Genomic DNA, 26,413 nt, shown 5'->3' with positions numbered 1-26,413 from the left:
CCGCCGCCCCCCCCTGTGCCCGTATCCCACTTCCTGTTCCTCCGGGAGGACATCCCCGTGACCACGCTCCTCGTCATCGCCAAGGAGCCCCTGCCGGGGCGCGTGAAGACCAGGCTCACCCCGCCCTTCACCCCGCCCGAGGCCGCCCGCCTCGCCGAGGCCGCTCTCGCGGACAGCCTGCGAGCCGTCGCGGCGGCGCCCGCCCGGCGCCGCGTCCTGGTCCTCGACGGGGCACCCGGCCCCTGGCTGCCGGCCGGCTTCGAGGTCGTGCCGCAGCGCGCGGGCGGCCTCGACGAACGCCTCGCCGCGGCCTTCGCGGGCTGCTCGGGGCCCGCCCTCCTCATCGGCATGGACACCCCGCAGGTCACCCCGGAGCTGCTGACCGTGGACTTCGCGGACTGCGACGCGTACTTCGGTCCGGCCTACGACGGCGGCTTCTGGGCGCTCGGTCTCGCCGAGCCCGACCCCGCGCTGCTGCGGGGCGTGCCGATGTCGACGCCCACGACGGGTGCCGTGCAGCGTGCGCGGCTGGTCGACGCCGGGCTGCGCGTGCGCGATCTGCCGCGGCTGCGCGACGTGGACACGGCGGCCGACGCGACCGCGGTCGCCGGGACGGCGCCGCACGGCATGTTCGCGGCCGAGCTCGCCCGGCTCGGGGCGGTCACCGGCCGATGAGCACCGCACACGAGGCCGCCGCGCCGTCCGCCGGTTCCGGCCGCCTGCTCGACCTCCCCGCGCCCACGTGGGGCGCCGATCCCTACGCCGACGCGCTGCGCGCCGGGCGCGGCCCCCTCTTCCTGCGCCGCGCCGACGGGTGGCTGCTGCCGCTGGACGTGGAGCGCTGGTGCGCGCACGCCGATCCGGCCGACCTGGAGGTGGTGGAGCGCTGCGAGGGCGCCGTGCTCGACATCGGGTGCGGGCCCGGCAGGCTGGTCGCCGCGCTGGGCGCCCGGGGGCGGCAGGCGCTGGGCATCGACGTCAGCCCGGCCGCCGTCGCCCGCACCGTGGGGCTCGGTGGCCAGGCGCTGCGCCGTTCCGTCTTCGAGCCGCTGCCCGGCGAGGGCCGCTGGGGAACCGCGCTGCTCCTGGACGGCAACGTCGGCATCGGCGGCGACCCGGCCGCGCTCCTCGCGCGCACCGCACGACTTCTCGCGCCCGGCGGCCTGCTGATCGCCGAGACGGCCCCCGTGGACCTCGACGAACGCGTCGACGTGCGCCTGGTGCCCGCATCCGACGCGCACGGCGGGTCCGAGCGGCCGTTCCCGTGGGCCCGCCTGGGCACGCCCGCCCTCCTCCGGTACGCCCGGGACGGGGGCTGGCGTGCCGCCGGTCAGTGGAGCTCGGGCGGCCGTTGCTTCGTCGCCCTGCGCAGCCGCAGCACGAGGAGGATCCCCGAGCCGCCGAACAGCACCGCGGTGATCAGCAGCCACCGGGCCAGGAAGCCGTCCCCGGGCAGGCCGGTCGCGGACGCGTAGCGCTCGGACGCGGACCCGCCGATCAGCGGGAACCAGACGAGCAGGAGCAGCCCGGAGAGCACGGCGGGCACCCGCACGTACCCGATCCGCTCGCGGCGCCCGCCCACCCCCCGCACGAGCACCCGGTCCAGCGCCGCGTACAGCGGCACCAGCACTAGGTCGTGCAGCAGGGCCGCGCCGACGAACCACAGCGCGACACCGAGCCAGTCGTCGCCGAGCAGCCGCACCCCCGCGTAGCCGGCCACCGCGAACGAGCAGCTCAGGAGCAGGAGATGGAGCGGGCTGCCGAGCGGCGGGCGGCGGCGCGGGCGGGGCGACTGCGGGATCGCACGGGCGGGGCGAGGGCGCATCACAGGTCTCCGAACGTCATGCGGGCCACCCACTTAGTGTTGAGCACGCCGGGTGCGGCGGGCACGATGATCCGCGCCGGGTAGCCGTGGTCGGGCGTCAGGTCCTCGCCGTTGACCGACAGGGCCAGCAGGGAGCGCGCGTCCCCGACCTGGTTGGCGCGCAGGGCGGCATGCCGGAAGGCGCCGTGCCGCTGGAGGGACTCGACCAGGACGTCCGGCGGCTCGTCGTGGCCGACGAGCGCGGCGAGGTCCCGCAGCCGTACGCCCCGCCACTCCTGGTCGGACGTCGACCAGCCCTCCACGCAGGCGATGGGCAACGCCGCGTCGTGCAGGGGGCGTTCGAGGAGCTGGGAGCGGCTGAGGCGGACCGTGCCGCGGCGTCCGACGAGGACGAGCCGCCAGGCGTCGGCGCCCGTGTCGCGCTCGCGGATGCCCGCGTACGCGGCCGTCTTGTTGATCTGGAACCCGCCGGGGCCGCTCCCCGGCTCCGGGCCGCCGTGCGGTGCCAGTACGGCGGTCTCGCGCAGCGGCCCGTCGAAGCCGCGGCCCGCGGTCGTCCCGAGGAGGAGCAGCGAGCCGCCGCCGACGAGCCCGAAGGCGCCGCGCCGGGACACCGTGGGCGCGGCGGGCCGCGGTGACACCAACTCGCCCTCCTCCGGCGGGGCTTCACCGGCGGGCGCGCGCAGGGCGCGCACCTGGCGCAGGGCCTCGGGCAGGCGCAGCGCGACGTGGGCGAGGAAGGCGGCGAAGAACACCCACGCCCCGTAGAAGTGCAGCGGGTAGAAGGAGCCGGGGAAGAGGTAGTCGAGCTGCACGTTCAGGACGCCGGTCACGAATTCGAAGAGCACGCCGCCCACCAGCAGGAGCAGCGAGAGGCGCTCCAGCGCGTGGGTGAGCGAGCGGGCGGGCGGCAGCGCGAACAGCTTCGGCACGACCGACCAGAGCTTCGCCAGCAGGACGGGGATCAGCGTGATGCCGAGCGTGACGTGCACGCCCTGGGTGAGCCGGTACAGCCAGGGCGGGTCGGTCGGCCACGCGAAGAGGTAGAAGCCGAGCAGCCCCTTGTCCGGGGTCTTGTCGTTCACCGCGGCGAGATCCGGGTTGTACGCGGCGTACGAGAGCAGTCCCGTCACGAACAGCACGGTGATGCCGCCGAGCAGGACCAGGCCGAGCACGGCGGTGAACCGGGGACCGCGCAGGGGGCTGCGCCAGAAGCCCGGGGACGTGGGGAGCGAGTGGTCGCGCATGCCCCGACCGTAGGCCGGGACCGGCCCGCCCGGGCGGGTGCGACTCATGACGAAACGCTGACGTCCCGGCCGGGATCGGGCCCGTCGGGCCGGTCGCGGCCTAGCGTTCCGGTGTGAACCGCGATCTTCTGCGCGACCTGGGCACCGCCCTGGCCGCCGCCCTGCTCGTCGTGACGGCCGTCCTGGTCGGCACCGCCATCGAGGAATCCGACGGCACCCTGCGCGTCAACTGGCCCCCGCTCTACGCCCGCTGGGATCCGCACGTCGGCCCGGGGACACCGGCCGCGCTGATCGTCGCGGTCGCCGTCGTGGCGTACGGCCCGCGCCTCGCCACCCGACTGCCGTGGCGCGCGCTGCTGAGCACGGCCTGGGGCGGCGCCCTCGCCTGGACGTGGTCGCTCGCGCTGGTCGACGGCTGGCAGCGGGGCATCGCCGGGCGGCTGACCACGAAGTACGAGTACCTGCGGGTCGTCGACCGCTTCGACGACATCCCCGGCACCCTGCGGGACTTCACCGGGCACATCCTGATCGACTCCCCCGGCCACTGGCCCGCGCACGTCGCCGGGCATCCGCCGGCCTCGACCCTCACGTTCGTGCTGCTCGACCGGGCGGGCCTGGGCGGTGGCGCCTGGGCCGGGGTCTGGTGCATCACCGTCGGCGCCACCGCCTGCGCGGCCGTCCTGGTGGCGGTGCGGTCGCTCGCCGGGGAGCGGCAGGCACGGCGGGCCGCGCCGTTCCTGGTCCTGTCGCCCGCCGCCGTGTGGATGGGCACGTCCGCGGACGGCTACTTCGCGGCGGTCGCGGCCTGGGCCGTGGCACTGCTCTCGCTGTCCGTGACCGGGCAGCGGCCGCGGCTCACCGCGCTCGGCTCGGGGCTGCTGTTCGGCCTGACCTGCTATCTGTCGTACGGGCTCACGCTGTTCGCGCTCCTCGCGGCGGCCGTGCTGCTGCTGGGCCGGAGCCGTGCCGGGGGCGGCGGGCTCCGCGACCGGCCGCGGCTCCTCCCCCGCGCCCTCTGCTTCCTGGCCGGGCTCTCCGTCGTCCCCCTGCTGTTCACGCTCGCGGGGTTCGACTGGTGGGAGGCGTACCGGATCCTGGTGGAGCGCTATCACCAGGGCGCGGGGGGCATCCGGCCGTACGGCTACTGGGTCTGGGCCAACCTGGCGTGCACGGTGCTCGTCGTGGGCCCGGTCACGGTGGCGGGCCTGCGCCGGGCCGTGGTGACGCTCGTCCGGCGGCGCGCCGAGCTCCTGCCCCGGTCCGGCGGCGCGCCCTCGGACACGTCCGGGCGTGCCGCCGGGCCGCGCCTGGCGCTGCTCGTGCTCGCGGCGCTGGCGGCGCTGCTCGTCGCCGATCTGTCCGGGATGAGCAAGGCGGAGACGGAGCGCATCTGGCTGCCCTTCGCCCTGTGGCTGCTGCCCGCCGGCGCGTTCCTCACCCGGCCCCGGCCCTGGCTCGCGGCGCAGGCCGTCCTCGCCCTGCTCGTCAATCACCTGCTGTTCACCGGCTGGTGACGTCCGGCGCCGCGACGGCCCGCCCGGCGCGGGTGCGCTCGGCCGGACCGGGTGACCGGCCGCTCCGGGGCGCTACCGACCCTGCGAACCGGGGACGGCCTCGCCCGCCGGGCCCGCGTCCTCGGGGAAGTCCCCCTCCGGGCCGAGCGGCGCGCCCTCCCACTGGACGGCGCGCCAGCCGTCGGCGGGCGAGCCCTCCAGGACGACGACGCCGGTGTTGCCGAGCGGGTGGTCGGCCGCGAAGGCCACGTCGAGGTTGACCGCCCGGGCGGCCACCCACGAGCGGATCATCGCGCCGTGGCTGACCAGGGCCACCGTCCCCGCGCCCGTCCCGGCCGCTTCCGCGACGACCGCGTCGAAGCGCCCCAGGGCCTCCACGCCGTCCTCGGCGCCGGGCATCCTGCGGCCCGTGTCCCCGGCGGACCAGGCGAAGGCGGTGGCGAGGTAGAGGGCGGCGGCCTCCTCGTCGCCGCGCATCTCCAGGTCCCCGGCGATCAGCTCCCGCAGCCCGTCCCGGATCTCGACGTCGAGGCCGGTGGCCGCGGCCAGCGGGGCGGCGGTCAGCTGGGTGCGCACCAGGGTGGAGGCGTACAGCGCGTCGATCCGCTCGTCCGCCAGGGCCTGCGGCAGCGCCGCCGCCTGCTCCTGCCCCAGGGGCGTGAGGCCAGGGCCCGGGGCGCCGGTGTCCAGCAGGTGCTTGAGATTGGACGGGGTCTGGCCGTGGCGTATGAGCAGCAGACGCATTCGGGGGTACCTCCAGACGACGGAATAAGTACTTCCACTCTGCCATCGGAATCCGGGGGCCGGACGTGCGGGCCGGGGCGGCAGGGACGCCCACCGTGGCGCGATCACCACACCCGGAGAAGTGATGCACGTCACACATTTTTCGTGTACCAGGCAATCAGTCACCGGCGCATCCCGCGATGGAGCCCCTGGCGGACATGGCCCCCATGCCCCTTTTGCGGTACTGCCTCCCCTTTCGGGGCGGCGCAATGCAGCCCCGTCCCCGCGCGACGACATACCGAAATGGCGATCGGGTACTCGCAAGGAATTACCTGTGTCTCCTCCACCGCCTTTCTTGACGTTGAATCACGGCCTTTCCTAGAGTTCACCGGAAGTTCACGACGAGATCCGGCGTGATGCCCCGCCACCTTTCGTGAACCGGCAGCACACCCTCTTGAGAGACATGCCGTACGGCATTCCGAAGGAAGGCACCATGACTGCTGTGGAGCACACCGCCGTCCCCCCGATGCTGCGCGAGGGCGGCGTGATCTGGGTGACCGGTCTCGCCGAGTCGGGCAAGACGACGGTGTCCAGAGAACTGGCCCGGAAGATCCGGCGGTTCGGCGTCAAACCGGTCCACCTCGACGGAAACGTCGTCCGCGAGGCCATCGGGGAGACCAGGTCCTTCGACCGCGAGGGCCGACGCAGGATGGCCTACACCTACGCCCGCTTCAGCCGCATGCTGGCCGGCCAGGGACAGCTCGTCATCTGCTCGACGATCTCCCTCTTCCACGACGTGCACGAGTGGAACAGGGAGAATATCGATCCCTATTTCGAGGTGTTCCTCGACGTACCCCTCGAAGAGCTCAAGAAAAGGGACAGCAAAGGGGTCTACAGCGAGGCGGACGACGCGGAGATCGTCGGAATCGGCGTGCAGCCGGAATTCCCGGTGAATCCCGACCTTCAGATACCCAACTTCTCCGCCGTGCGCCCCGACGCCGCAGCCGCTCGCATTCTCACGGCCTGCACGGCAGGGACGAACCGCTGACGAGGCACAGCAGGGACAACCCGCTGACGAGGAAGGAAGCGCACGTGAGCACGACACTCAAGCACGGTGATTTCACCAGCCTGGCCGAGGACTACTCCAAGTACCGTGAGGGATACGCGCCCTCCGTCGTCTCCGCGTTGACCGGACTGCTCGGCGGCTCCGCAGAGGCCTGCGACGCCGTCGACGTGGGGGCCGGCACCGGAATCTGGAGCCGGATGCTCGCCGAGGCCGGTTTCCGCTCCGTGACCTCCGTCGACCCGAACGAGACGATGCGGGCCACCGGCAAACGGGACTCCGCACGGCACAACATCACTTGGCGCGCGGGCAGCGGCGAGGACACCGGTCTGCCGTCCGCATCGGCGGATCTGCTCACCATGGCCTCGTCCTTCCACTGGGTGGACTTCGACAAGGGGACGCGGGAGTTCGGCCGCGTCCTGCGCCCCGGCGGCTGGTTCGTCGCGCTGTGGAACCCCCGCCATCTGCGGGCGAGCCCGCTGCTCACGGACATCGAGGCGGAGCTGGACCGGCTCAAGCCCGGCATGAAGCGGGTCTCGTCGGCCCGCCAGGGACTGATGGACGAGCTGTCGGACCGGCTGGCCGCCAGCCCCGAGTTCGACGACGTCATCCTCCTGGAGGGGCGCCACGAAGTCCGGCAGACCGTCGAGCAGTACATCGGGGTGTGGCGCTCGGTGAACGACGTACGGGTGCAGCTCGGCGAGGAGAAGTTCGAGCGCTTCCTCGCCCATGCCCGAGAGCGCATCGGCGACGCGGAAACGGTGGAGACCACGTATCTCACCCGCGCCTGGGCCGCCCGGCGCGCCACCCTTTGAACCTGCCGCACCGACGGAGCATGGTCGGACGGGTGATCGTGCGACTCGGCACGGCCACCCGTGTCCGGCGGATCGAGGAACATGACTGGCTCCCGTACCGACCAGCGAACGCATCGTCATCATGCGCTCCTGCTCACGGCGTTGCTCACCACGACCAATTTCCTCGTCGTCTTCGACGGTCTGGTCGTCACCGTGGCGCTGCCCGCGCTGCAGCGCACCTTCGACCTGGGCCAGGCGGGTACGCAGTGGGTCATGACCGCGTACACCCTCCCGCTGGGCGGCATGCTGTTGCTGGGCGGCCGGTGCAGCGACCGGTTCGGACGCCGTCCGGTGCTCGTGACCGGCCTCGGCCTCTTCATCGCCGGTCTGCTGCTGGCCGGACTCGCCCCCGCGCCGTGGCTGCTGCTGACGGGGCGCATGCTCCAGGGCGCGGGCGCCGCGCTCGCGGTCCCGACGTCCTTCGCGATCATCAGCGCGCAGGAGTCGCCCGGGGAGCGCAACCGGCTGTTCGCGGCGGTGGCGGTCGCCGGCGGCCTGGGGGCGGCGGGCGGCGCCGTCATCGGTGGCGTCGTCACGCAAGGCCTCGGCTGGCGGTACGTCTTCCTGCTCTCCGTGCCCGTCGCACTGCTCGCCGCCCTGGCCGCGCCGCGCCTCCTGGAGAGCCGGCAGCGGAGCGCCCGGACCGGCGGGCTCGACCTGCCGGGTGTGGCGCTGTCCATGGCCGGTCTCATGCTGCTGGTCTTCGCCATCACGCACACCGAGCAGAGCGGCCTGCTCTCGCCGGGCACCCTCGGCCCGCTGGCCCTGTCCGTCGTCGCGTTCGCCGGGTTCTTCCGCCACGAACGCAGGACGGACACGCCCCTGCTGCGGCTCGGCATGCTGCGCGTGCCGTCCTTCCGCACGGCCGTGCTCGCCATGCCCGCCAACGAGTTCGCGTACCAGGGCAGCGTCTTCATCGGGCTGCTCTTCTTCCAGCAGGCCCTCGGCTACAGCCCGCTGATCGCCGGTCTCGCCTTCAGCCCCCTGGGCGTGGTGGTCCTGGTCGGCTCCTCCCTGGCCAGCCGCCTGCTGCGCCGCTACCGCTGGACGGTGGTCGCGGCCGTCGCCCAGTTCGTCAGCGCCGCGGGGCTCGCCCTGCTCGCCCTGGCCGGGCGGGGCAGCGCCTACGTGCCGCACATCCTGCCGAGCATGCTGCTGCTGGGCCTCGGAACCGTGGTGGGCGCGGTCGCCTTCAACGTCGCCGCGGGGAAGGACGTGGCCGCGCGCGACAAGGGCGTGGGATACGGCGTCTTCGAGACCGCCAAGTACGTCGCGGGCGTCTTCGCCGTCGCCGGTCTCGGCAGCGTCGCCGCGGCACGAGCCGGTTCCATGACGGCCACGAGTCACGCGTCGGCCCTGACCGCGGGATATCAACTGGCGTTCCTCGTCGCGGCGGTGGTCTCGGTCCTCGGCGGGCTGCTGGTCGCCGTGCTCGGTGACTCCCGGGAGCCACCGGCGGGGCACGCCACCACCGGCCCGACGACGACCCGGGAACGCGCCTCCGGGACAACGACAAGGGGAGAGGAATGAGCGAGAAGATCCACTACCTTCTGCACGGGATACAGGACCGCTACAGCGCCCTCTACCAGGAGAACCTCAAGGAGCTCGGCGACCAGGACATCGCGGTCGCCAGCATCGGGGGATCCGGACAGTCGCTGCTCGGCAACATCCTGCTGGAGCTGGGGCTCAACTACGCGGATCCGTACATCGACTGCCTGAGCGCGGACGGCAGCAGCAGGCCCGACCCCGCGTACGCCGACTACCGCAGCAGGCTGTCCGCCACCGACCGCACCGACTGGGCCGAGGCCGACGCGCACGGGGCGCGCTGGCCGCGCTTCGTGAAGACGCACCTCACCCCGGACTTCCTGGCACACCGGCCGCTGCTCGGGGCATGGATCCTGGTGCGCGACCCGCGCGACTCCCTCTACTCGTGGCACAAGTTCCGCACCGACTTCGCCAAGGACCCCCTGGACCTGCGGGCCGGCAGCTTCGAGGAGTGGCTGGAACAGCCGGGTCCCACCGGGCACGACCGCCTCGACGACTGGGCCTCCTTCTACGACGCCTGGGGCGCGGCACGCGACCGGTTCCGGCGCACCACCGTCACGACCTTCGAGGACCTCAAGCAGGACCCGGTGCCCGCGCTGCGCAGGAGCCTCGGGGAACTCGGCATCGAGACGGACGAGGCCGCACTCGTGCGGGCCGTGGAGCAGAGCAGTTTCGACAAGATGCGCTCCCACGAGGAGAAACACCCGGACAACGAGGCCCGCGCGCCGATGGCGAGGACCCGCATCATGCGCAGCGGAACCCCCAACGAATGGCAGGGCTGGATGACGTCGAGCCTGCGCCGGAAATTCGCGACCGGGGACATCGCGGACGTGGCCGAACGCTTCGGCTACCGGCTCACCGCGGCCACCTGAATCGAGCGCACGGTCGACAGATAACCCGTGCGGCGGACATTCCCCCGGGCGTGTTTCGTCCCTTGCCCCGCGGACCACCCGCCCTCGTGGCGCGTCGCCGTGCGGGGCGCCCTGGATCGGTTCCATGAGTCCCATGGCCGTCACGGTGACCGTGGGGGCAGCCATACCGGAAGGGGCAGTCAGATTTCGGTTCCGCATGAGTGGGGTCAGTTGCGTGCCGAGACGGCAGTGCTGGCGGAGCAGGGCACGATCTCCCTGTCCGGGGAGATGGACCTCAGCACCGTCGGTGTCCTGTACGAGGCGGTCCGCTCGTGTCTGGACGCCCGCCCGGCCCGCGTCCTGATCGCCCTGGACGAGGTGTCGTTCTGCGACTGCGTGGGCATCCGTGCCCTGCTCCAGGCCCAGGCCGAGGTGGTGCGGGCGGGTGCGGTCTTCGAGCTGCGCGGTCCGCTGCGGCCCCTGCTGGCCCGGCTCGTCGACCACACCCGCACCGCCGAACAGCTCGGCCTCTCCCCGCCTCCCGCCACCGCTCCGCCCGGGCCCGCCGAGAGGCCCGAAGGGGCGGAGCGGAGCTGAACCCGCGAAGTGGCCCTGCCGCTCGGCGCGGGCGGCCGAGGATCGGTGCCGGGCACACGCGGGGCGCGCACGCGGCACCCAGGCACCCGGACATCAGCCCAGCGGCAGCGGAGCCGTCACCATCAGGTGCACGAAGGCGCCCCACATCACGACCCCGAGGGCCACGCGCCGCAGTCTGCGCACGCGGCGGGCGCAGACCGGGTCGGGCGGTCCCAGAACCGGCCGCCCGTACACCGTCGGGGCCGCGCCCGGCCGCATCGCGACGGGAGTCGGGGTGAGGACCCGGGGGCCCGCGGGCCGGGGGCGGCTGCGCGGGAGCGGCGATGCGGCAAGGCCCCGCAGGAACTGCGCGTACGCGGCGCGGCGCGCGCCGACCGGCGCGGTCCTGCCCGCCTCCCAGGAGCGGACCGTCGCGGCCGTGACGCCGAAGGCGGCGGCCACCTGGTGCGGGGTGAGACCCCACTGCTCACGCACCCGGCGCCGCTCGGCGGGCGGCGGAAGCGGGGTGGTGCGCGGCGCGCGTGCGGGGATCACGGTGCGTGTCGAGGACGGGACGACGGCGAGGTTCGTGGAGTTCATGGTCATACGACAATCCGCCCGATGCGGACCGTACGGGCAGGGGTGAAAGATCCCCCGAATGGCCCCACCTCACCCCGGGGGCAAGCCGCTCCCCCGCAGTGCCGCTGCGCACGGTCGGCACCGGAGTCACAATCGTGCACACGACCCATCCGTGGGCCCGCCGGCGACGAATCACCAGTGAAGAGACGGTGTGAGGTGAGTGCGGTGACGGACGAGGAGTTCGACGAGCTGATGGCCCGCCTGAGGGCGGAAGCACGCAGGGGGACGTTCCCCGCACCGCCGCCCTCCGAGGCGTTCGGCGACGGCCGGGTGGTCGCGCACGCGGAGTACGGAGCGGGCGCGCACTGAGCAAGCTCCGGCCGAAAGGGGCCGGTCGTACAAGATTTTTCACATTCGATCGGACTGCGACCAATCCGCGCCCGGAGCGGCTCCGGATCAGAGGCATCAATGACCGAACTCGGCCCGATATCAGTTCAGTTGGGCCTCGGAAGGGGATGCCGGATCGTGACAGCTCAGCGCACCGTCCGAACGACAGCACTGCTGGCCCTGCCCTCGGCGTTCTGCCTGGCAACGGCGGCGCCCGCGCTCGCCCATGACGGGCACGCCTCCGGACACTCCGCCTCGGCGTCGGCCGAGCAGGCGTACCAGATCAATCTGGAACAGCTCAACAAGTCCGGCGCGCAGGGCACCGTCCTGCTCAGCCTGGACGGCACCAAGATGACCGTGAAGATAGAGGCCAAGGGGCTCGTCCCCGGGCAGCCGCACGCCCAGCACATCCACGGCTCGACCGACGGGCACGACTTCCACTGCCCGGACGCGAGCGCGGACAAGAACGGCGACGGCATCGTGACCACCGCCGAGGGACTGCCCGCCTACGGGGACATCAACATCTCCCTGACCACCAAGGGCGACACCTCCAAGAAGAGCGGCCTGGCCGTGGACCGGATGCCCGCCGCCAAGAAGGACGGCACGCTGTCCTACTCGCGGACCATCACCGTGTCCCAGAAGGTCGCCGACCACATCAAGGACCTGCACGTGGTCCAGCACGGCATCGACCCGAACAGCAACGGCAAGTACGACTTCGGCAAGGGCAAGAGCGAGCTCGACCCCAAGCTGCCCCAGGAGGCCACGGCCCCCGCCGACTGCGGGATGGTCAAGGGCGCGGCCGTGGGCTCCATGCCCGTCGGCGGCGTGGAGACCGGGACCGGCTCCACCCAGGGCATCGAGTCACCGGGCCTGATCGCGGGAGGGGCGGCCGCGCTGCTCGCCGCGGGCGGCCTGTTCGCCGTACGCCGCCAGGGCAGCGGCCGCCGCTCGACACCGGCGGACGGCTGACCGGACCACGGGCCGGTCGTCCGGCCTGAAAGGCCGACGGCGTCCCGCACCGGGCGGGCGCGCGGCACACGACACGCGGGGAGGCGAGGCTGATCATGAGGATGCCGGGGCGGGCCGGGAAGACCGGGCGGAGTGCGACGGCGCGCGGGGCCCGGCGGTGGCGGCTCGGCCTGGCCGCGGCGGCCTTCGCCCTGCTCGCCGTCGGCACGGCACTGCTGGTGGCGGGGCTGGGCCGGCAGGAGCCCGCCCCGCCGGGTCCGCCGCGCGGCGACGACACCTCCGGGACGGCATCCGGCCGCCCCGGGACGGCCGGGAAGGAGTCGCCGGCGCGGGGCGGTCCGGACGGACGCGACCTCCCCGCGCCGCTCGCGGCATCGGATCCGGTGCGGGTGGCCATCCCCTCGCTCGACGTGTCGTCCTCGCTGGAACGGCTCGGCCTGGACGCGCGCAAGGAGATGGAGACACCGCGCGACCCGGCCAAGGCGGGCTGGTACCGCCCCGGTCCCGCCCCCGGCGCCAAGGGCCCCGCCGTCATCGCAGGACACGTCACCTGGAACGGCACCCGCGCGGTCTTCTTCGACCTCGCCAAGCTGAAGAAGGGCGACACCGTCGTCGTGGACCGCAAGGACGGGGTCTCCGCGACGTTCACCGTCGACCGGGTGGCGCAGTACCCCAAGGACAAGTTCCCCACGGTCGACGTCTACCGGAACCTCGACCATGCCGGTCTGCGCCTGATCACCTGCGGCGGCGACTACTCGGCGGCGGACCGGCGGTACTCCGACAACGTCGTCGTCTACGCGACCCTCACCAAGACCCGTACCTGAGCACCGGCGCCACCCCCCATACCCCCGCCGACGGATCCCGTTGGCCTTCGGCCCCGTTTGTCCTCTGGTTCCGGCGCGCGGATGCGGGCACCATCTCCTTGCTCCACCCGCATCCGGCATCCCCTGCGGCCCAGCCGTCCCGTCGTCAGCACGGTCACCAGCAGGAAGGAACCACACCATGCGCATCCGCTCTGCGCTCACCGCGTTCGCGCTCGCCTCCGGGGCCCTCGTCGCACCCGGCTTCGGTGTCCTCACCTCGGCCTCCGACGCCTTCGCCGCCACGAAGATCAGTCATGCCACCGCGACCTCGATGTTCCGTACCGCGGGGGTCACCTGGACGTCGTCCGGCGGCTGCTCGAACCGCAACAACCCGACCTGTACGTCCTTCGACCAGCTCAACCTCGCTACCGCGCAGGGCGCCCAGACGCTCAAGCGCGCCAGCGGCTGCGCCCTCAACATCACCGGCGGCACCGAGACCGGGCACGCGAGCGGGACGTACTCGCACTGGAACGGGTACAAGCTCGACTTCGGCAAGACCTCGTGCGTCACCAACTACGTGAAGAACACGTTCACCTACATCGGCCCGCGCGGCGACGGCGCCGCGCAGTACAAGTCCGGCTCCGGCAACATCTACGCCGACGAGGGCAACCACTGGGACGTCCTGTACTACAACTGCGGCGGTTGCTGACCCGGCTGCGGCCGGGGTGCGGGGGCCGGGCCGGGATCGGCCGGCCCGGCCCCCGACGCCTCACGCGTGGACCGGCCGCGACGCCGTGCGCGTGCGGTGGGCCAGCCGGGCCGTGCGCGTGGCGACGTCGACCGTGTAGGCCTCGACGGTCATCGCGCGCTGCGACACCTTCAGCACCATGAAGCCGTGGTCGGAGAAGTTCTGCCAGGTCGACGGATGGTCGAAGTGGGCCTTGCCGTCACCGGACTTGGCGGCCGCGCCGCACACGATCTGGCGGGTGCCGCGGGTGCGCGCCGTGGGCTCCAGGATCTGCAGCGTGTGGTCGTGTCCGGAGAGGATCACGTCGGCGCGCCCGCACACCACCTCCTCGTACAGCTCCTTGAGGTGGATGCCGCTGGTGTAGTTGCCGATCACGAAGCCGTCGTACGAACCGGCGCTGCCATGCTTGCCGTTGTTCAGGTACGGGTGGTGGCCGAGCACGATCTTCCAGCGGGCCCGCGAGGCGGCGAGCGACCGGTCCAGCCAGGCCCGCTGGTCGCGCATGTAGGGGCCGTTCCACCGGTAGTGCGGGTCCGTCTGGACCACGTACGAGGAGACGGGGTTGGTGTCGAGGGCGAAGAACTCCACCAGCGGGTCGGCGCCGGGGGCGTCCGTGGCGGGCAGTGCGACGTTGTAGTAGCGGCTCGGCATGTACCAGCGCGGGGAGCCCTGCGCGTAGCCGACCTCGCGGTCACCGCGCGAGGGGTCGCCGCCGCTGCCCGGGATGAGGCCCGAGCAGTCGTGGTTGCCGAGGACCATCAACCACGGCAGGTCCACACCGGAGTTGGGGTCCTCGAACTTGGTGCGGAACTCCGAGTCGTCGGCGGACTCGGGGCCGTTCTCGTAGATGTTGTCGCCGAGGCCGACCGCGAGGCCGACGCCCTCGGCGCGGCACACCTCGCGGGCCGCGGCGGCCACCGCGTGCTGTGCCTCCTCGCCCGTGCCGGCGTCGCCGGTCAGAAGCACCGCGTACTCCCCCGCCCGGTTCGGGGCGGCCGGCAGCGGGAACTTGCCGGTGCGGGCGGCAGCGGCCGCGGGGGTCTGCGCCCCGCCGAGGGCGGTCAGCGCCGCCGCTCCCGCCACCACGCCGCCGAGCACGGTCCGGCGTCGCGGCGCCCGCATCTGGCTGACCCGCTCCCCCACCGGCCCCTCGGCGAGGGCCGGATCGGCCCGCAGCCACTGATCCTCGGTGAGGTCCGCACGCGGTGGTATCAACTCGTCATCGCACATGGAGGGTTTCTCCCACATGAGCGCGTGTGGATGGTGGGGAACCGATGAACTCCTGGTGGACGAATGGACACGGCTCGCGGGCCGGGAGCGCGTCGGCCCCGCCCCCGCGGCGGGGCCGGCGCAGGTCAGGCCGCCTCCACGACGTCCACCGCATCCGCGGGCTCCGTCCCCTTGGCGAACTGCGTGCGGTAGAGCTCCGCGTACCGCCCGTGCAGGTCGAGCAGTGCGTCGTGCGTGCCGCGCTCCACGATCCGGCCGGCCTCGACGACGAGGATCTGGTCGGCGGAGCGCACCGTGGAGAGCCGGTGGGCGATCACCACGGCGGTGCGGCCTTCGAGTGCCTCGGCGAGGGCCTCCTGGACCGCGGCCTCGGACGTGTTGTCGAGGTGCGCCGTCGCCTCGTCGAGGATGACGACCCGCTGTCCCGCGAGGAGCAGCCGGGCGATGGTCATGCGCTGTCGTTCGCCGCCGGAGAGGCGGTAGCCGCGCTCGCCGACGACGGTGTCGAGGCCGTCGGGCAGGGAGTGGACGAGCTCTTCGAGGCGGGCGCGGCGCAGCACGTCCCACAGCTCGTCCTCGCCCGCCCCGGGCTTGGCGAGGAGCAGGTTGGCGCGGACGGACTCGTGGAAGAGGTGGCCGTCCTGGGTGACCATGCCGAGGGTGGCCCGCAGGGATGCGGCCGACAGGTCCCGGACGTCGACGCCGCCGATCCGCACGGCGCCCCCGTCGGTGTCGTAGAGGCGGGGCAGGAGCTGCGCGATGGTCGACTTGCCCGCGCCGGAGGAGCCGACGAGCGCGATGGTCTGGCCCGGTTCGGCGCGGAAGGACAGGCCGTGCAGGACCTCCTCGCCGCCGCGGGTGTCGAGCGAGGCGACCTCTTCGAGCGAGGCGAGGGAGACCTTGTCGGCGGACGGGTAGCCGAAACGCACGTCGTCGAACTCGATGGCGACGGGCCCCTCGGGCACCGGCACCGGCTCGTCCTTCTCCTCGATGAGCGGCTTGAGGTCGAGGACCTCGAAGACCCGCTCGAAGCTGACGAGTGCGCTCATGACCTCGACCCGCGCGCCGGCCAGCGAGGTCAGGGGCGCATAGAGCCGGGTGAGCAGCAGGGCCAGCGCGACGACGGCGCCCGCCTCCAGGGTGCCCTCGAGGGCGAAGTAGCCGCCGAGGCCGTAGACGAGCGCGAGGGCGAGGGCCGACACGAGGGTGAGCGCGGTGATGAAGGCGGACTGTGCCATGGCGGTACGGACGCCGATGTCCCGCACCCGGTGGGCGCGCGCGGCGAACTCCGCGGACTCGTCGCCGGGCCGGCCGAAGAGCTTGATGAGGGTGGCGCCGGGGGCGGAGAAGCGCTCGGTCATTCGCGTCCCCATGGCCGCGTTGTGGTGTGCCGCCTCGCGCTGGAGCCTGGCCATCCGGGAGCCCATCCGGCGGGCGGGGATGACGAAGACCGGCAGCAGGACGAGGGCGAGCAGGGTGATCTGCCAGGACAGCGTCAGCATGACGACGAGGGTGAGCAGCAGCGTGACCACGTTGCCGACGACGCCGGAGAGGGTGTTGCTGAACGCGCGCTGCGCGCCCACCACGTCGTTGTTGAGCCTGCTGACCAGGGCGCCCGTGCGGGTGCGGGTGAAGAAGGCGACGGGCATCCGCTGGACGTGGTCGAAGACGGCGGTCCGCAGGTCGAGGATGAGTCCTTCGCCGAGGTTCGCCGACAGCCAGCGGGCGACGAGTCCGAGGCCCGCCTCGGCCAGGGCGATGGCGGCGATCAGAAGGGCGTAACGGACGACGGTCGAGGAGTCGGCGCCCGATACGATGGCGCTGACCACCTTGCCCGCGAGGACGGGGGTCGCCACCGCGAGCAGCGCGGTCAGGACGCTCAGCAGCACGAACTGCCAGATGCGTCGGCGGTGGGGCCGCGCGAAGGCGCCGATGCGGCGCAACGTCGCGCGGGCGAATGGTCGCTGGTCCTGCTGGGCGTGCATGACGCTGTACATCTGCGTCCAGGCCGTGGTTTCCATGCTCATACGGGAGACGTTAGAACCTCAACTAAACTTGAGGTCAAGCCTCGGCCGGTTCTTTCACCCGATGCGGGCCGGGGTGCGCCCCTCTTCTCGGGAAAGAGGGCGCGGTGGCCCGCGCGGCTGCTAGCCGAGTTCGAGCGAGGTGACGCCGAAGACCCGGTGCTCGGCGTAGTCCCTGGTGGGGCCGGTGTACATGCGGGCCGTGTCGAAGGTGGGCTTCATGCCGCGGGCCTCGGCCAGGGCGACGGCCTCGCCGTTCGTCTCGGGCACGTCCATCGCGACGGGCGTGCCGTCCGCGTCGGCGGCCAGCGCGTCCAGGAGCGCCTCGGCGTCGGCGCGGGTGTCCGCGAAGAGCGGGCCGACGCGCAGGGCGTCGTGGCCGGGGCGGATCACGCCGTACCCGGTGAGGCGGCCGTCGACGATGCGGGCGAGGGCCCGGTGTCCCGGGGCGGCGAGCCAGGACTCCAGGAAGCGTGGCCGGTCGGCGGGCAGGCAGGCCCCGTCGTACGCCATGAGGGCCCGCAGCCCCGCGGCCTCGACGGGGCGCACGTGCCGGTCGGGCACGTCGAGCGCGGGCAGCACGCCGATGTAGCGCAGGGTGCCGTGCCGCCACGCGAAGCCGGAGCGGCGGTAGTTGTCCTGCTGGGCGGGCACCCCGTCCAGGCCGACGGTCCTGCTCCCGGCGTGGGCGAGGCCGGCCTGCCAGGTGGCGAGGCCGAAGCCCCGGCCCCGCTGGTCGGGGCGGACGAGGTAACAGCCGAGGAAGGCGTACGCGTCCCCGTAGGTGACCACGGAGACCGCGGAGACCGGTTCGCCGTCGAGGCGTCCGAGGAAGAACCCGTCGGGGTCCTGCGCGAAGAAGGCGGGGGCGTCGCCGAGGCCGGGGTTCCAGCCTTCCCGCGCCGCCCAGTCCGTCACCACGCGCCAGTCGTCGGGCGTCGCCCGTGAGACCACGAGCCGCCCGGGGGCCGAATCCGTCATCGATGATGCACCCTTCTCGATCCGACACGGTGCGCCGTGAGGAGCCGCACCGGGTGCATCCTGCCCGACCGGGCGTCAGCCGATGCCCGCCACGTGGCGGTCCCGTGCGGCGCCGAGTCCGGCGACCACCTGCGGGACCAGCAGCACGAGCAGGAGTACGAGCGGCACCGTCCAGCTGTGCGAGAGGTCGTGGACGGCGCCCAGGAGGGTGGGTCCGGTGGCCGCGAGGATGTAGCCGAAACACTGGGACATGCTGGACAGTTGTGCGGCGTGCCGGACGTCGGGCGCGCGCTGCACGACGAACAGGAGCGCGAGGCTGATGGCCGCGCCCTGGCCGAGGCCGAGCAGTGTCATCCACAGGTAGGCGCCGCCGACGGGCGCGAGCAGCATGCCGCCGAAGCCGAGCGCGCAGAGCACCGCGCCGAGCGCGGCGAGGGTGCCGGAGCGCAGCCGCCGGCCGACGATCACCGGGGCGAGGAAGGAGCCCGCGATGCCCAGCAGCGAGGAGAAGGAGAGCATCCAGCCCGCGTCGCCCGGGGCCATGCCCGCGTCCTGGAAGACGGTCGGCAGCCAGGCGGCCGCCGCGTAGTAGTTGAGGGACTGCAGACCCATGTACGCGGTGACCTGCCAGGCGAGCGGGGAGCGCCACAGGCCGCGTACGGGGTGCGCGGCCTGGCGTGCGGCGGCGGCGCCCACCCGGGTGCGGGAGCGGGTCTGCGGCAGCCACACGAGCAGCGCGACGACCGCGAGGGCGCCCCAACAGGCCAGGGTGGTGCGCCAGTTCATGCCGCTGGCCTGCTGGACGGGCAGGGTGACGCCGGCCGCGAGGGCGGCGCCGCCGAACAGCGACATCGAGTACAGGCCGGTCATGAGTCCGGCCTTCGCCGGGAAGTCCCGCTTGATGAGGCCGGGCAGCAGGACGTTGGCGACGGCTATGCCCGCGCCGATGACGACGGTGCCCGCGAACAGGGCGACGACCGAGTCGAGCAGGCGCAGGGCCGTGCCCGCGCAGATCAGCACCATGGTGGCGAGCAGCACGCGCTCCATGCCCAGGCGGCGCCCGAGGCGCGGGGCGACGGGCGCGAGCAGGCCGAAGCAGAGCAGCGGGAGCGCGGTGAGCAGGCTCGTCGCCGCGGCCGACATGCCGCTGTCGTCGCGGATGGTGTCGGCGAGCGGGGAGACGGCGACGAGGGCGGGGCGCAGGTTGAGGGCGAGCAGGACGACGCCGAGGGCGAGGTAGAGCGCGCGGCGCCCGTTCACCGCGGCGGCGCCGGGGGCCGGCGCGCCGGGCGGGGCCGTGGGGGTGCTGTCGTGCGGGGCCCCGGCGGTGACCGGTGCTGCCTCACTCATGTGCTGCTCCTGGGGGGTGGTGCGGTGGGTCGGGTGGCGGGGTGGGCCGGGTGGCGGGGTGGGTCGGGTGGTGCGGTGGGTCAGGTGGTGCGGTGGGTCAGATGGTGCGGTGGGTCAGGTGGTGCGGTGGGTCAGGTGGTGCTGCCGGTGTCGGGCTCGTCCAGCGGCTGTTCGCGCAGGGCGGCCATGCCCTCGGCGAGGTGGGCGAGCACCGCGGCCTCGGCGGCCTCGGCGTCGCGGGCCTCGATGGCGTCGACGATCGCCTCGTGGCCTTCGAGCTGGTGGCGTACGGAGTCCGGGACGGGGGCGCCGATGACGGATTGCACCGTGGTGCGCAGGGCGTCGCTGAGGTGTCCGTACAGCTCGGCGAGCACGCCGTTGTGCGCCGCGTCGGCGACGGTGCGGTGGAAGGCCATGTCGGCGTCGACGAACGCGGCCGTGTTGCCGCTCTCCCAGGCCAGGGTCCGCTCGGCGAGGGCGGCCCGCAGCGTGGCGAGGTCCTCGTCGGTGCGGCGCTCGGCGGCGTACCGGGCCGCGTCGCGCTCCAGGGAGGCGCGGACCTCGTACGCCTCCAGGACGCCCGCCCTGCGGAGCCTGCGCTGGACGGCCGCGCCGAAGTCGCTGCTCGCCCGCACGTAGGTGCCGTCGCCCTGGCGGGGTTCGAGCATGCCGGTGTGGACGAGGGCGCGGACGGCCTCGCGCACGGTGTTGCGGCCGACGGCGAGCTGTTCCACCAGGAGCGGTTCGGCCGGGATCTTCTCGCCGACCCGCCATTCGCCGTCGGTGATGAGGCTCTCCATCTGGGCGATGACGAGGTCGACGAGGTTGGTGCGGGCGGCACTGCGCAGCGGCATGGGACGGGCACCTTCTTCTCTCGGTCGCGTCCGCAGGGGAGCTCCGGGACGCCATACATGGGAACATCCCATGTTTCTCAGGCATGGGAACATCCCATGTTTCTCAGGCATGGGAACATCCCATGTTTCCGGCTGTCAAACGATGCCGCCGTCAGGCGGGCTCCCGGGATTTCGTCGGGGATTTCGCACGGATTCCGTGACGGCGCAAACAGGCCGCAAGACTTGCACTAATCTTGCGTGTATGACGCGACGACTTGCTCAGGTGGCACGGAAGGTCGGGGTCAGCGAGGCCACGGTCAGCCGAGTGCTCAACAACAAACCCGGCGTTTCCGAGGCGACCCGCCAGTCCGTGCTCTCCGCCCTCGACGTGCTGGGATACGAACGGCCGACCCAGCTGCGCGGCGAGCGGGCCCGGCTCGTCGGCCTGGTCCTGCCCGAACTGCAGAACCCGATCTTCCCCGCCTTCGCCGAGGTCATCGGAGGGGCCCTCGCCCAGCAGGGCCTGACCCCGGTCCTGTGCACCCAGACCAAGGGCGGCGTCTCCGAGGCCGACTACGTGGAGCTGCTGCTCCAGCAACAGGTCTCCGGCGTGGTGTTCGCCGGCGGTCTGTACGCGCAGGCGGACGCGGAGCACGAGCACTACAAGCGCCTCGCCGCGCGCAAGATCCCGGTGGTGCTGGTCAACGCGGCGATCGAGCGGCTCGGTTTCCCCGCCGTGTCCTGCGACGACGCGGTCGCGGTCGAGCAGGCCTGGCGGCACCTCTCCTCGCTGGGTCACCGCCGCATCGGCCTGGTGCTCGGCCCCGCCGACCACATGCCCTCGCAGCGCAAGCTCGCCGCGGCCCGCGCGCTGGCCCACCAGTTCGGCGAGGAGCTGCCCGACGCGCACGTGGCGCGGGCGATGTTCTCCCTGGAGGGCGGGCAGGCGGCGGCCTCCCGGCTGCTCGACGACGGTGTCACCGGTGTCGTCTGCGCCAGCGACCCGCTCGCCCTCGGCGCGGTGCGGGCCGCGCGCCGCCGCGGCCTCGCCGTGCCGGACGACGTGTCGGTGGTCGGCTTCGACGACTCGGCGTTCATGAACTGCACCGAGCCGCCCCTGACCACCGTGCGCCAGCCCATCGAGGCGATGGGCCGGGCCGCCGTCGAACTGCTCACGCTGCAGATCGCGGGCAGCGCGGCACCCACCGAGGAGCTGCTGTTCGAGCCGGAGCTGGTGGTGCGCGGGTCGACGGGACAGGCCCCCCGGGAGTGACCGCCGGCTGATCGCCGACCCCTGACCCCCGACTGTCCATTTCTTTCATTTTTCGCGCGACATATTGCGGACTTCTGTGGGCGGTGCTTGAGTAAGCGCCGCCCACCGTGCGTGCCGTCACTCCGTCCGTGAAGGGGTCCCCGATGAGAAGCTCTCGCAGCTCCCGGACCGCAGTCACTCTTGTCTCCACACTCGCTCTCGCCCTGACCACCCTCACGGCCTGCGGCACCAGCAGCAGCGACGGGGGTGGCTCCGACGACAGCGGCGGAACCTCCGCCGACGCCGCCGCGCCGCTGGACCCGAAGACGAAGGTGACGCTCACCATCGACTGCATGCCGCCGGCCGCCGAGAAGGCCGAGCTCAAGCAGTGGAAAGAGGACGTCAAGGCGTTCAACGCGAAGTACCCGAACGTCACGATCCAGGGGAAGCAGACCGACCCCTGCCTGGAGCCGCCCCGCTTCACCGCGATGCTCAAGGCGAAGTCCCAGCCCGACGTCTTCTACACGTACTTCACGGACCTCCAGCAGGTCCTCGACAACAACGGCGCGCAGGACATCAGCGCCTACGTCAACGACAAGAGCGTCCCGGCGCTCGGCGACATGGACCCGAACGTCCTCGGCGTCCTGAAGAAGGACGACAAGCTCTACGGCCTGCCCTACAGCAACTACACGATGGGCCTGCTCATCAACCGCAAGCTGTTCAAGCGCGCGGGCCTCGACCCGAACTCGCCGCCGACCACCTGGAAGGAGGTCCGCGCCGCCGCCAAGAAGATCGCCGCCCTCGGCGACGGGGTCGCGGGCTTCGGCGAGTACAGCGCGGGCAACAACGGCGGCTGGCACTTCACCGCCGCCACCTACGGCCTCGGCGGCGACATCGTCGACGGCGGCGGCACCAAGGCCGCGTTCAACAACGCCACCGGCCGCCAGATCGTCGACAACCTCAAGGCCATGCGCTGGGACGACGACAGCATGGGCAAGACGCAGCTGCTCAAGTGGGGCGACCTGCAGAAGCAGATGGCCGCCGACAAGCTCGGGATGTTCCTCGCCGCGCCCGACGACATCACGTACATGGTGCAGAACCTCGGCGCCAAGTACGGGGACTTCGGGATGGGCCCGATGCCCGGCCAGAAGGCCACGCTCTTCGGCGGCAACGACTACATGATCAAGAAGGGCAGTTCGCCCGACAAGATCAAGGCGGCCATCGCCTGGATCAACTTCAAGTTCCTCACCCCGGGCAAGGGCCAGTTCGACTGGGCCCGCACCAAGCAGGACGGCCTCCCGGTCGGCCTGCCGCAGCCCAACTTCTGGACCGGCGAAACGAAGTCCACCGACGACAAGGCGCGCTCCGCGAGCTCGACGATGCCGGTGGCGAACTTCAAGGCCTTCACCGACCACCCGGTCAGGGGCAAGGCCGAGCCGCCGAAGGCCCAGGAGATCTACAAGGTCCTCGACACCCTGATGTCGGCCGTCCTCACCAACCGTGACGCCGACCCCGACAAGCTCCTGAAGACCGCCGAGCAGCAGGTCGACCAGGTGCTGGCCAACCAGTGAAGGGCGACAGGCAGGCGTCGGTGAAGCGGCAGTTCACCGCGCACGGGTTCCTCATCGGCGCCGTCCTGTGCTTCGCGTTCTTCTCCTGGTACCCGATGGCCAGGGAGTTCGTCCTGGCCTTCCAGAAGACCAAGGACGGCGAGACGGTCTGGGCCGGCTGGTCGAACCTGACGTACATCTTCAACGACCCGGCGTTCTGGCAGGCCTGGCGCAACACCTTCGTCTTCACCGGCCTCGCGCTCGTCCTCGGCTTCCTCGTGCCGTTCGTCGTCGCCCTGGTCCTCAACGAGTTCCGGCACGGCCGGGGCTACCTGCGGCTGCTCGTCTACCTCCCCGTGATGCTGCCGCCGGTCGCCTCGGTGCTCCTCTTCAAGTACTTCTACGACCCGGGTCACGGCCTCTTCAACCGCCTCCTGGGGGCGGTCGGACTGCCCGCGCAGCAGTGGCTGCAGGACACCGACACCGCGATGCTCTCCGTGGTCATCGCCGCCACCTGGATGAACATGGGCGGCGCGACCCTGATCTACCTGGCCGCGCTGCAGGGCATCCCCGGCGAGCTGTACGAGGCGGCCGAGCTGGACGGAGCGGGCGTGTTCCGCAAGATCTGGCACGTCACCGTCCCGCAGACCCGCCTCGTCCTCTCCCTGATGCTGCTCATGCAGATCATCGCCACCATGCAGGTCTTCGTGGAGCCCTTCCTGCTGACCGGCGGCGCGGGCCCCGAGGGCGCGACCCTCACGGTCGTCCAGCTGATCTACCAGTACGCGTTCACCTTCAACAACTACGGCAGCGCGGCGGCGCTCGGCCTGGTCCTGCTCGTACTGCTCGCCGGGTTCTCGGCGGCGTACGCGCGACTGAGCCGGGCCGGCAGCGAGGACTGAGCGGGGCGGCCATGACGACGAGAACCCTGATATCACCGGCCCAACTGGCCCGACCGCGCGGCAAGTTCCTCTACTGGACGGTGTTCGCCGTCGTCCTGGTCGGCTTCACGCTGATCTTCGTGGGGCCGCTCTACTGGATGGTGACCAGCGGCCTGAAGTCCCCGCAGGAGTTCACCCGGACACCGCCCACCCTCGTCCCCGACAGCGTCCACCCGCAGAACTACGCGGACGCCTGGGGCGTGATGGACCTCGCCCGGCTGCTCCTCAACACCCTGTACTACGCGTTCGGCGCCCTCGCCTTCCAGCTGGTACTGGACGTCGCGGCCGCCTACTCGCTCTCCAAGCTCCGTCCCGTGCTCGGCAAGGCGATCCTCGGCGCGATGCTCGTCACGCTGATGATCCCGGCGACCGTGCTCGTCGTACCGCAGTACCTGACGGTGCTCGACGTGCCGATCGTGGAGCGCAACCTCGTCAACTCGCCCTGGGCGATCTGGCTCCCGTCCGTCACCAACGCCTTCAACATCTTCCTGCTGAAGCGGTTCTTCGACTCCATCCCGCGCGAGCTGCTCGACGCCGCCGCCATCGACGGCGCCTCGCCGCTGCGCACGCTGCGGTCGGTGGTCCTGCCGATCTCCCGGCCGATCCTCGGTGTGGTGTCGATCTTCGCGGTGGTCGCGGTCTGGAAGGACTTCCTCTGGCCGATGCTCACCCTGCCGGACCCGACCAAGCAGACCGTCAACGTCGGCATCTACTCACTGGCCGCCAGCGTCTCGGAGAACTGGCTGCTCGCCGCGCTCGCCATCGCCTCGCTGCCCACGCTGGTCATCTTCCTGATCTTCCAGCGGAACATCATGAGCGGCCTCACCGCAGGCAGCCTCAAGGGCTGACCCGCCGCCGCACGCACCGCCCCTCCCAAGAACCCCCTCCTCCCGCACCCGTTCTCCGGAAAGGACCGTCACGTGGCAGTCACCCCTGCGCCCGACGCCGACTGGTGGCGCTCGGCCGTCATCTACCAGGTGTACGTACGCAGCTTCGCGGACGGCGACGGCGACGGCACCGGCGACCTCGCGGGCGTCCGCGCCAGGCTCCCCTACCTCGCCGGCCTCGGCGTCGACGCCCTCTGGTTCACCCCCTGGTACCTCTCCCCGCTGGTCGACGGGGGCTACGACGTCGCCGACTACCGCACGGTCGACCCGGCGTTCGGCACGGTCGCCGAGGCCGAGAAACTGATCGCCGAGGCCAGGGAGCACGGCCTGCGCACGATCATCGACATCGTCCCCAACCACGTGTCCGACCAGCACGCGTGGTTCCGGGCGGCCCTCGCCGCGGGCCCCGGCAGCCCCGAGCGCGAGCTGTTCCACTTCCGCCCCGGGCGCGGCCCGCACGGCGAACTGGCGCCGAACGACTGGCCCTCGCAGTTCTCCCCCACCGCCTCCACCTGGACCCGCGTCCCGGACGGCGAGTGGTACCTCCACCTGTTCGCCCCCGAGCAGCCCGACCTCAACTGGGCGCACCCGGCGGTCCGCCGCGAGCACGAGGACGTGCTGCGCTACTGGTTCGAGCGGGGCGTGGCGGGCGTCCGGATCGACTCGGCCGCACTCCTCGCCAAGGACCCCGCGCTGCCCGACTTCACCGAGGGCGTCGACCCGCACCCGTTCGTCGACCGCGACGAGCTCCACGACATCTACCGCAGCTGGCGGGCGGTCGCCGACGAGTACGACGGGGTGTTCGTCGGCGAGGTCTGGCTCCCCGACGCCGAACGCTTCGCCCGTTACCTGCGCCCTGACGAACTGCACACCGCCTTCAACTTCGCCTTCCTGTCCTGCCCGTGGGAGTCGGCCGCGCTGCGGGCCTCCATCGAGAGCACGCTCGCCGAGCACGCCCCGGTCGGCGCCCCGGCCACCTGGGTGCTGTGCAACCACGACGTGACGCGCACGGTCACCCGCTACGGCCGCGAGGACACCGGCTTCGACTTCGCGACGAAGGAGTTCGGCACCCCCAGCGATCCGGCGCTCGGCACCCGCCGGGCCCGCGCCGCCGCCCTCCTCAGCCTCGCCCTGCCCGGCGCGGCCTACCTCTACCAGGGCGAGGAGCTGGGCCTGCCCGAGGCCGACGTCCCCCGCGACCGCCTCCAGGACCCCATGCACTTCCGCTCCGGAGGCACCGACCCCGGCCGGGACGGCTGCCGCATACCGCTGCCCTGGACCGCGGCCGAACCGTACGCGGGCTTCGGCTCGCACGCCGAGCCGTGGCTGCCGCAGCCCGCGGGCTGGGCCGCGCACGCCGCCGACGTGCAGGCCGCGGACCCGGCGTCGATGCTGACGCTCTACCACACGGCGCTGCGGCTGCGCCGGACCGGACCCGGTTTCGGCGACGGACCGCTCACCTGGCTGCCCGCCGCCGACGGGGTGCTCGCGTTCGTCCGCGAACCGGACCTGGCCTGCGTCGTCAACCTCGCCGCCGAACCCTGTGAACTCCCGTCCCACACACGCCTCCTGCTGGCCAGCGGCCCCTTGGACGACCGGGGCCGTCTCCCGCAGGACACGGCGGTCTGGCTGCGCGTCTGACGACGCGGGCCGACCCCGCCCCCCCCACCCACGAGGAAGG

The 26,413-nt window shown here is 72.4% G+C and carries 25 protein-coding genes; 17 read left to right on the top strand and 8 right to left on the bottom strand.

Annotated features, from left to right (window positions below; genetic code table 11):
• Positions 1-57 precede the first annotated feature (57 nt).
• Both ACFYXE_RS08690 and ACFYXE_RS08685 read left to right on the top strand, forming a co-directional pair.
• Positions 58-675 (top strand): DUF2064 domain-containing protein, encoded by a 618-nt coding sequence (locus ACFYXE_RS08690; protein ID WP_389310384.1) that lies wholly within the window; start codon positions 58-60, stop codon positions 673-675.
• Complete coding sequence (locus ACFYXE_RS08685) at positions 672-1,475, top strand: class I SAM-dependent methyltransferase (RefSeq protein WP_389310382.1); 804 nt, start codon at positions 672-674, stop codon at positions 1,473-1,475. The genes ACFYXE_RS08690 and ACFYXE_RS08685 overlap by 4 nt, the downstream gene beginning before the upstream one ends.
• A gap of 349 nt (positions 1,476-1,824) precedes the next feature.
• On the opposite strand, the gene ACFYXE_RS08680 is transcribed toward ACFYXE_RS08685, so the two are convergent.
• Positions 1,825-3,072, bottom strand: a complete 1,248-nt coding sequence (locus tag ACFYXE_RS08680; RefSeq protein ID WP_389310380.1) for a molybdopterin-dependent oxidoreductase — start codon at positions 3,070-3,072, stop codon at positions 1,825-1,827.
• 113 nt (positions 3,073-3,185) lie between these two features.
• On the opposite strand from ACFYXE_RS08680, the gene ACFYXE_RS08675 reads away from it, so the two are divergent.
• Positions 3,186-4,586 (top strand): hypothetical protein, encoded by a 1,401-nt coding sequence (locus ACFYXE_RS08675; protein WP_389310378.1) that lies wholly within the window; start codon positions 3,186-3,188, stop codon positions 4,584-4,586.
• 72 nt (positions 4,587-4,658) lie between these two features.
• Here ACFYXE_RS08675 and ACFYXE_RS08670 read toward each other — a convergent pair whose 3' ends face one another.
• A complete protein-coding gene (locus ACFYXE_RS08670) occupies positions 4,659-5,330 on the bottom strand; it encodes a histidine phosphatase family protein (protein ID WP_389310376.1) in 672 nt (223 codons plus the stop codon).
• Between the two features lie 472 nt (positions 5,331-5,802).
• Between ACFYXE_RS08670 and ACFYXE_RS08665 the strand changes: the two genes are divergently transcribed.
• The 5 genes from ACFYXE_RS08665 (at position 5,803) to ACFYXE_RS08645 (ending at position 10,219) form a co-directional block, all read left to right on the top strand.
• Positions 5,803-6,357, top strand: a complete 555-nt coding sequence (locus ACFYXE_RS08665) for an adenylyl-sulfate kinase (protein WP_389310374.1) — start codon at positions 5,803-5,805, stop codon at positions 6,355-6,357.
• A 44-nt stretch (positions 6,358-6,401) separates the two neighbouring features.
• Positions 6,402-7,187, top strand: a complete 786-nt coding sequence (locus tag ACFYXE_RS08660; RefSeq protein WP_389310372.1) for a class I SAM-dependent methyltransferase — start codon at positions 6,402-6,404, stop codon at positions 7,185-7,187.
• 81 nt (positions 7,188-7,268) lie between these two features.
• Positions 7,269-8,756: an MFS transporter gene (locus ACFYXE_RS08655; RefSeq protein ID WP_389310370.1), complete on the top strand. Its 1,488-nt coding sequence runs from the start codon at positions 7,269-7,271 to the stop codon at positions 8,754-8,756.
• Complete coding sequence (locus ACFYXE_RS08650) at positions 8,753-9,643, top strand: sulfotransferase domain-containing protein (protein ID WP_389310368.1); 891 nt, start codon at positions 8,753-8,755, stop codon at positions 9,641-9,643. The genes ACFYXE_RS08655 and ACFYXE_RS08650 overlap by 4 nt, the downstream gene beginning before the upstream one ends.
• A 210-nt stretch (positions 9,644-9,853) precedes the next feature.
• Entirely contained in the window at positions 9,854-10,219 is a 366-nt protein-coding gene (locus ACFYXE_RS08645) for an STAS domain-containing protein (RefSeq protein ID WP_389310366.1), read from the top strand.
• 93 nt (positions 10,220-10,312) lie between these two features.
• Here the strand turns inward: ACFYXE_RS08645 and ACFYXE_RS08640 are convergent, their stop codons facing one another.
• Positions 10,313-10,798: a helix-turn-helix domain-containing protein gene (locus ACFYXE_RS08640; protein ID WP_389310364.1), complete on the bottom strand. Its 486-nt coding sequence runs from the start codon at positions 10,796-10,798 to the stop codon at positions 10,313-10,315.
• A gap of 204 nt (positions 10,799-11,002) precedes the next feature.
• Between ACFYXE_RS08640 and ACFYXE_RS08635 the strand changes: the two genes are divergently transcribed.
• The 4 genes from ACFYXE_RS08635 to ACFYXE_RS08620 all read left to right on the top strand — a co-directional run bounded on the left by ACFYXE_RS08635 (position 11,003) and on the right by ACFYXE_RS08620 (position 13,645).
• A complete protein-coding gene (locus ACFYXE_RS08635) occupies positions 11,003-11,146 on the top strand; it encodes a hypothetical protein (protein ID WP_361167244.1) in 144 nt (47 codons plus the stop codon).
• A 156-nt stretch (positions 11,147-11,302) separates the two neighbouring features.
• Positions 11,303-12,133, top strand: a complete 831-nt coding sequence (locus ACFYXE_RS08630) for a hypothetical protein (RefSeq protein ID WP_361167241.1) — start codon at positions 11,303-11,305, stop codon at positions 12,131-12,133.
• 101 nt (positions 12,134-12,234) lie between these two features.
• On the top strand, positions 12,235-12,957 hold the full coding sequence (locus tag ACFYXE_RS08625) for a class F sortase (protein WP_389311381.1): 723 nt from the start codon (positions 12,235-12,237) through the stop codon (positions 12,955-12,957).
• Between the two features lie 178 nt (positions 12,958-13,135).
• Positions 13,136-13,645: a hypothetical protein gene (locus tag ACFYXE_RS08620; protein WP_389310361.1), complete on the top strand. Its 510-nt coding sequence runs from the start codon at positions 13,136-13,138 to the stop codon at positions 13,643-13,645.
• Between the two features lie 60 nt (positions 13,646-13,705).
• Here ACFYXE_RS08620 and ACFYXE_RS08615 read toward each other — a convergent pair whose 3' ends face one another.
• The 5 genes from ACFYXE_RS08615 to ACFYXE_RS08595 form a co-directional block, all read right to left on the bottom strand.
• Complete coding sequence (locus tag ACFYXE_RS08615; RefSeq protein ID WP_389310359.1) at positions 13,706-14,914, bottom strand: metallophosphoesterase; 1,209 nt, start codon at positions 14,912-14,914, stop codon at positions 13,706-13,708.
• Between the two features lie 125 nt (positions 14,915-15,039).
• The gene (locus ACFYXE_RS08610; protein ID WP_389310357.1) at positions 15,040-16,941 is read right to left on the bottom strand and encodes an ABC transporter ATP-binding protein; all 1,902 of its coding nucleotides are present in this window, start codon (positions 16,939-16,941) and stop codon (positions 15,040-15,042) included.
• Positions 16,942-17,061: 120 nt separating this feature from the next.
• Entirely contained in the window at positions 17,062-17,919 is an 858-nt protein-coding gene (locus tag ACFYXE_RS08605) for a GNAT family N-acetyltransferase (RefSeq protein ID WP_361167226.1), read from the bottom strand.
• Positions 17,920-17,994: 75 nt separating this feature from the next.
• A complete protein-coding gene (locus ACFYXE_RS08600; RefSeq protein WP_389310355.1) occupies positions 17,995-19,269 on the bottom strand; it encodes a CynX/NimT family MFS transporter in 1,275 nt (424 codons plus the stop codon).
• A gap of 131 nt (positions 19,270-19,400) precedes the next feature.
• Positions 19,401-20,123 carry a FadR/GntR family transcriptional regulator gene (locus ACFYXE_RS08595; protein WP_389310353.1) on the bottom strand — a complete coding sequence of 241 codons (723 nt, stop codon included), beginning with the start codon at positions 20,121-20,123 and terminating at the stop codon, positions 19,401-19,403.
• A 241-nt stretch (positions 20,124-20,364) separates the two neighbouring features.
• Here ACFYXE_RS08595 and ACFYXE_RS08590 point away from each other — a divergent pair, with 241 nt between their 5' ends.
• The 5 genes from ACFYXE_RS08590 to ACFYXE_RS08570 all read left to right on the top strand — a co-directional run bounded on the left by ACFYXE_RS08590 (position 20,365) and on the right by ACFYXE_RS08570 (position 26,373).
• Positions 20,365-21,375 (top strand): LacI family DNA-binding transcriptional regulator, encoded by a 1,011-nt coding sequence (locus ACFYXE_RS08590; RefSeq protein WP_361167218.1) that lies wholly within the window; start codon positions 20,365-20,367, stop codon positions 21,373-21,375.
• A gap of 143 nt (positions 21,376-21,518) precedes the next feature.
• Positions 21,519-22,925 carry an extracellular solute-binding protein gene (locus ACFYXE_RS08585; RefSeq protein WP_389310350.1) on the top strand — a complete coding sequence of 469 codons (1,407 nt, stop codon included), beginning with the start codon at positions 21,519-21,521 and terminating at the stop codon, positions 22,923-22,925.
• Positions 22,922-23,806, top strand: a complete 885-nt coding sequence (locus tag ACFYXE_RS08580; RefSeq protein WP_361167213.1) for a sugar ABC transporter permease — start codon at positions 22,922-22,924, stop codon at positions 23,804-23,806. The genes ACFYXE_RS08585 and ACFYXE_RS08580 overlap by 4 nt, the downstream gene beginning before the upstream one ends.
• A gap of 11 nt (positions 23,807-23,817) precedes the next feature.
• Entirely contained in the window at positions 23,818-24,693 is an 876-nt protein-coding gene (locus ACFYXE_RS08575) for a carbohydrate ABC transporter permease (RefSeq protein ID WP_389310347.1), read from the top strand.
• A gap of 72 nt (positions 24,694-24,765) precedes the next feature.
• The gene (locus tag ACFYXE_RS08570) at positions 24,766-26,373 is read left to right on the top strand and encodes a glycoside hydrolase family 13 protein (protein ID WP_389310345.1); all 1,608 of its coding nucleotides are present in this window, start codon (positions 24,766-24,768) and stop codon (positions 26,371-26,373) included.
• Positions 26,374-26,413 lie beyond the last annotated feature (40 nt).

The organism is Streptomyces sp. NPDC002564 (assembly GCF_042889645.1).
GTDB lineage: Bacteria > Actinomycetota > Actinomycetes > Streptomycetales > Streptomycetaceae > Streptomyces.
Note: the sequence above shows the minus strand (reverse complement) of the source record. Positions and strands in the feature narration are given on the sequence as shown.

Excerpts from the sequence above, each read along its gene's own strand:
- ACFYXE_RS08685 (WP_389310382.1), top strand. The coding sequence starts at position 672 with ATGAGCACCGCACACGAGGCCGCCGCGCCGTCCGCCGGTTCCGGCCGC.
- ACFYXE_RS08680 (WP_389310380.1), bottom strand. The coding sequence starts at position 3,072 with ATGCGCGACCACTCGCTCCCCACGTCCCCGGGCTTCTGGCGCAGCCCC.
- ACFYXE_RS08670 (WP_389310376.1), bottom strand. The coding sequence starts at position 5,330 with ATGCGTCTGCTGCTCATACGCCACGGCCAGACCCCGTCCAATCTCAAG.
- ACFYXE_RS08665 (WP_389310374.1), top strand. The coding sequence starts at position 5,803 with ATGACTGCTGTGGAGCACACCGCCGTCCCCCCGATGCTGCGCGAGGGC.
- ACFYXE_RS08655 (WP_389310370.1), top strand. The coding sequence starts at position 7,269 with ATGACTGGCTCCCGTACCGACCAGCGAACGCATCGTCATCATGCGCTC.
- ACFYXE_RS08650 (WP_389310368.1), top strand. The coding sequence starts at position 8,753 with ATGAGCGAGAAGATCCACTACCTTCTGCACGGGATACAGGACCGCTAC.
- ACFYXE_RS08640 (WP_389310364.1), bottom strand. The coding sequence starts at position 10,798 with ATGAACTCCACGAACCTCGCCGTCGTCCCGTCCTCGACACGCACCGTG.
- ACFYXE_RS08625 (WP_389311381.1), top strand. The coding sequence starts at position 12,235 with ATGCCGGGGCGGGCCGGGAAGACCGGGCGGAGTGCGACGGCGCGCGGG.
- ACFYXE_RS08620 (WP_389310361.1), top strand. The coding sequence starts at position 13,136 with ATGCGCATCCGCTCTGCGCTCACCGCGTTCGCGCTCGCCTCCGGGGCC.
- ACFYXE_RS08615 (WP_389310359.1), bottom strand. The coding sequence starts at position 14,914 with ATGTGCGATGACGAGTTGATACCACCGCGTGCGGACCTCACCGAGGAT.
- ACFYXE_RS08610 (WP_389310357.1), bottom strand. The coding sequence starts at position 16,941 with ATGAGCATGGAAACCACGGCCTGGACGCAGATGTACAGCGTCATGCAC.
- ACFYXE_RS08605 (WP_361167226.1), bottom strand. The coding sequence starts at position 17,919 with ATGACGGATTCGGCCCCCGGGCGGCTCGTGGTCTCACGGGCGACGCCC.
- ACFYXE_RS08600 (WP_389310355.1), bottom strand. The coding sequence starts at position 19,269 with ATGAGTGAGGCAGCACCGGTCACCGCCGGGGCCCCGCACGACAGCACC.
- ACFYXE_RS08595 (WP_389310353.1), bottom strand. The coding sequence starts at position 20,123 with ATGCCGCTGCGCAGTGCCGCCCGCACCAACCTCGTCGACCTCGTCATC.
- ACFYXE_RS08590 (WP_361167218.1), top strand. The coding sequence starts at position 20,365 with ATGACGCGACGACTTGCTCAGGTGGCACGGAAGGTCGGGGTCAGCGAG.
- ACFYXE_RS08585 (WP_389310350.1), top strand. The coding sequence starts at position 21,519 with ATGAGAAGCTCTCGCAGCTCCCGGACCGCAGTCACTCTTGTCTCCACA.
- ACFYXE_RS08575 (WP_389310347.1), top strand. The coding sequence starts at position 23,818 with ATGACGACGAGAACCCTGATATCACCGGCCCAACTGGCCCGACCGCGC.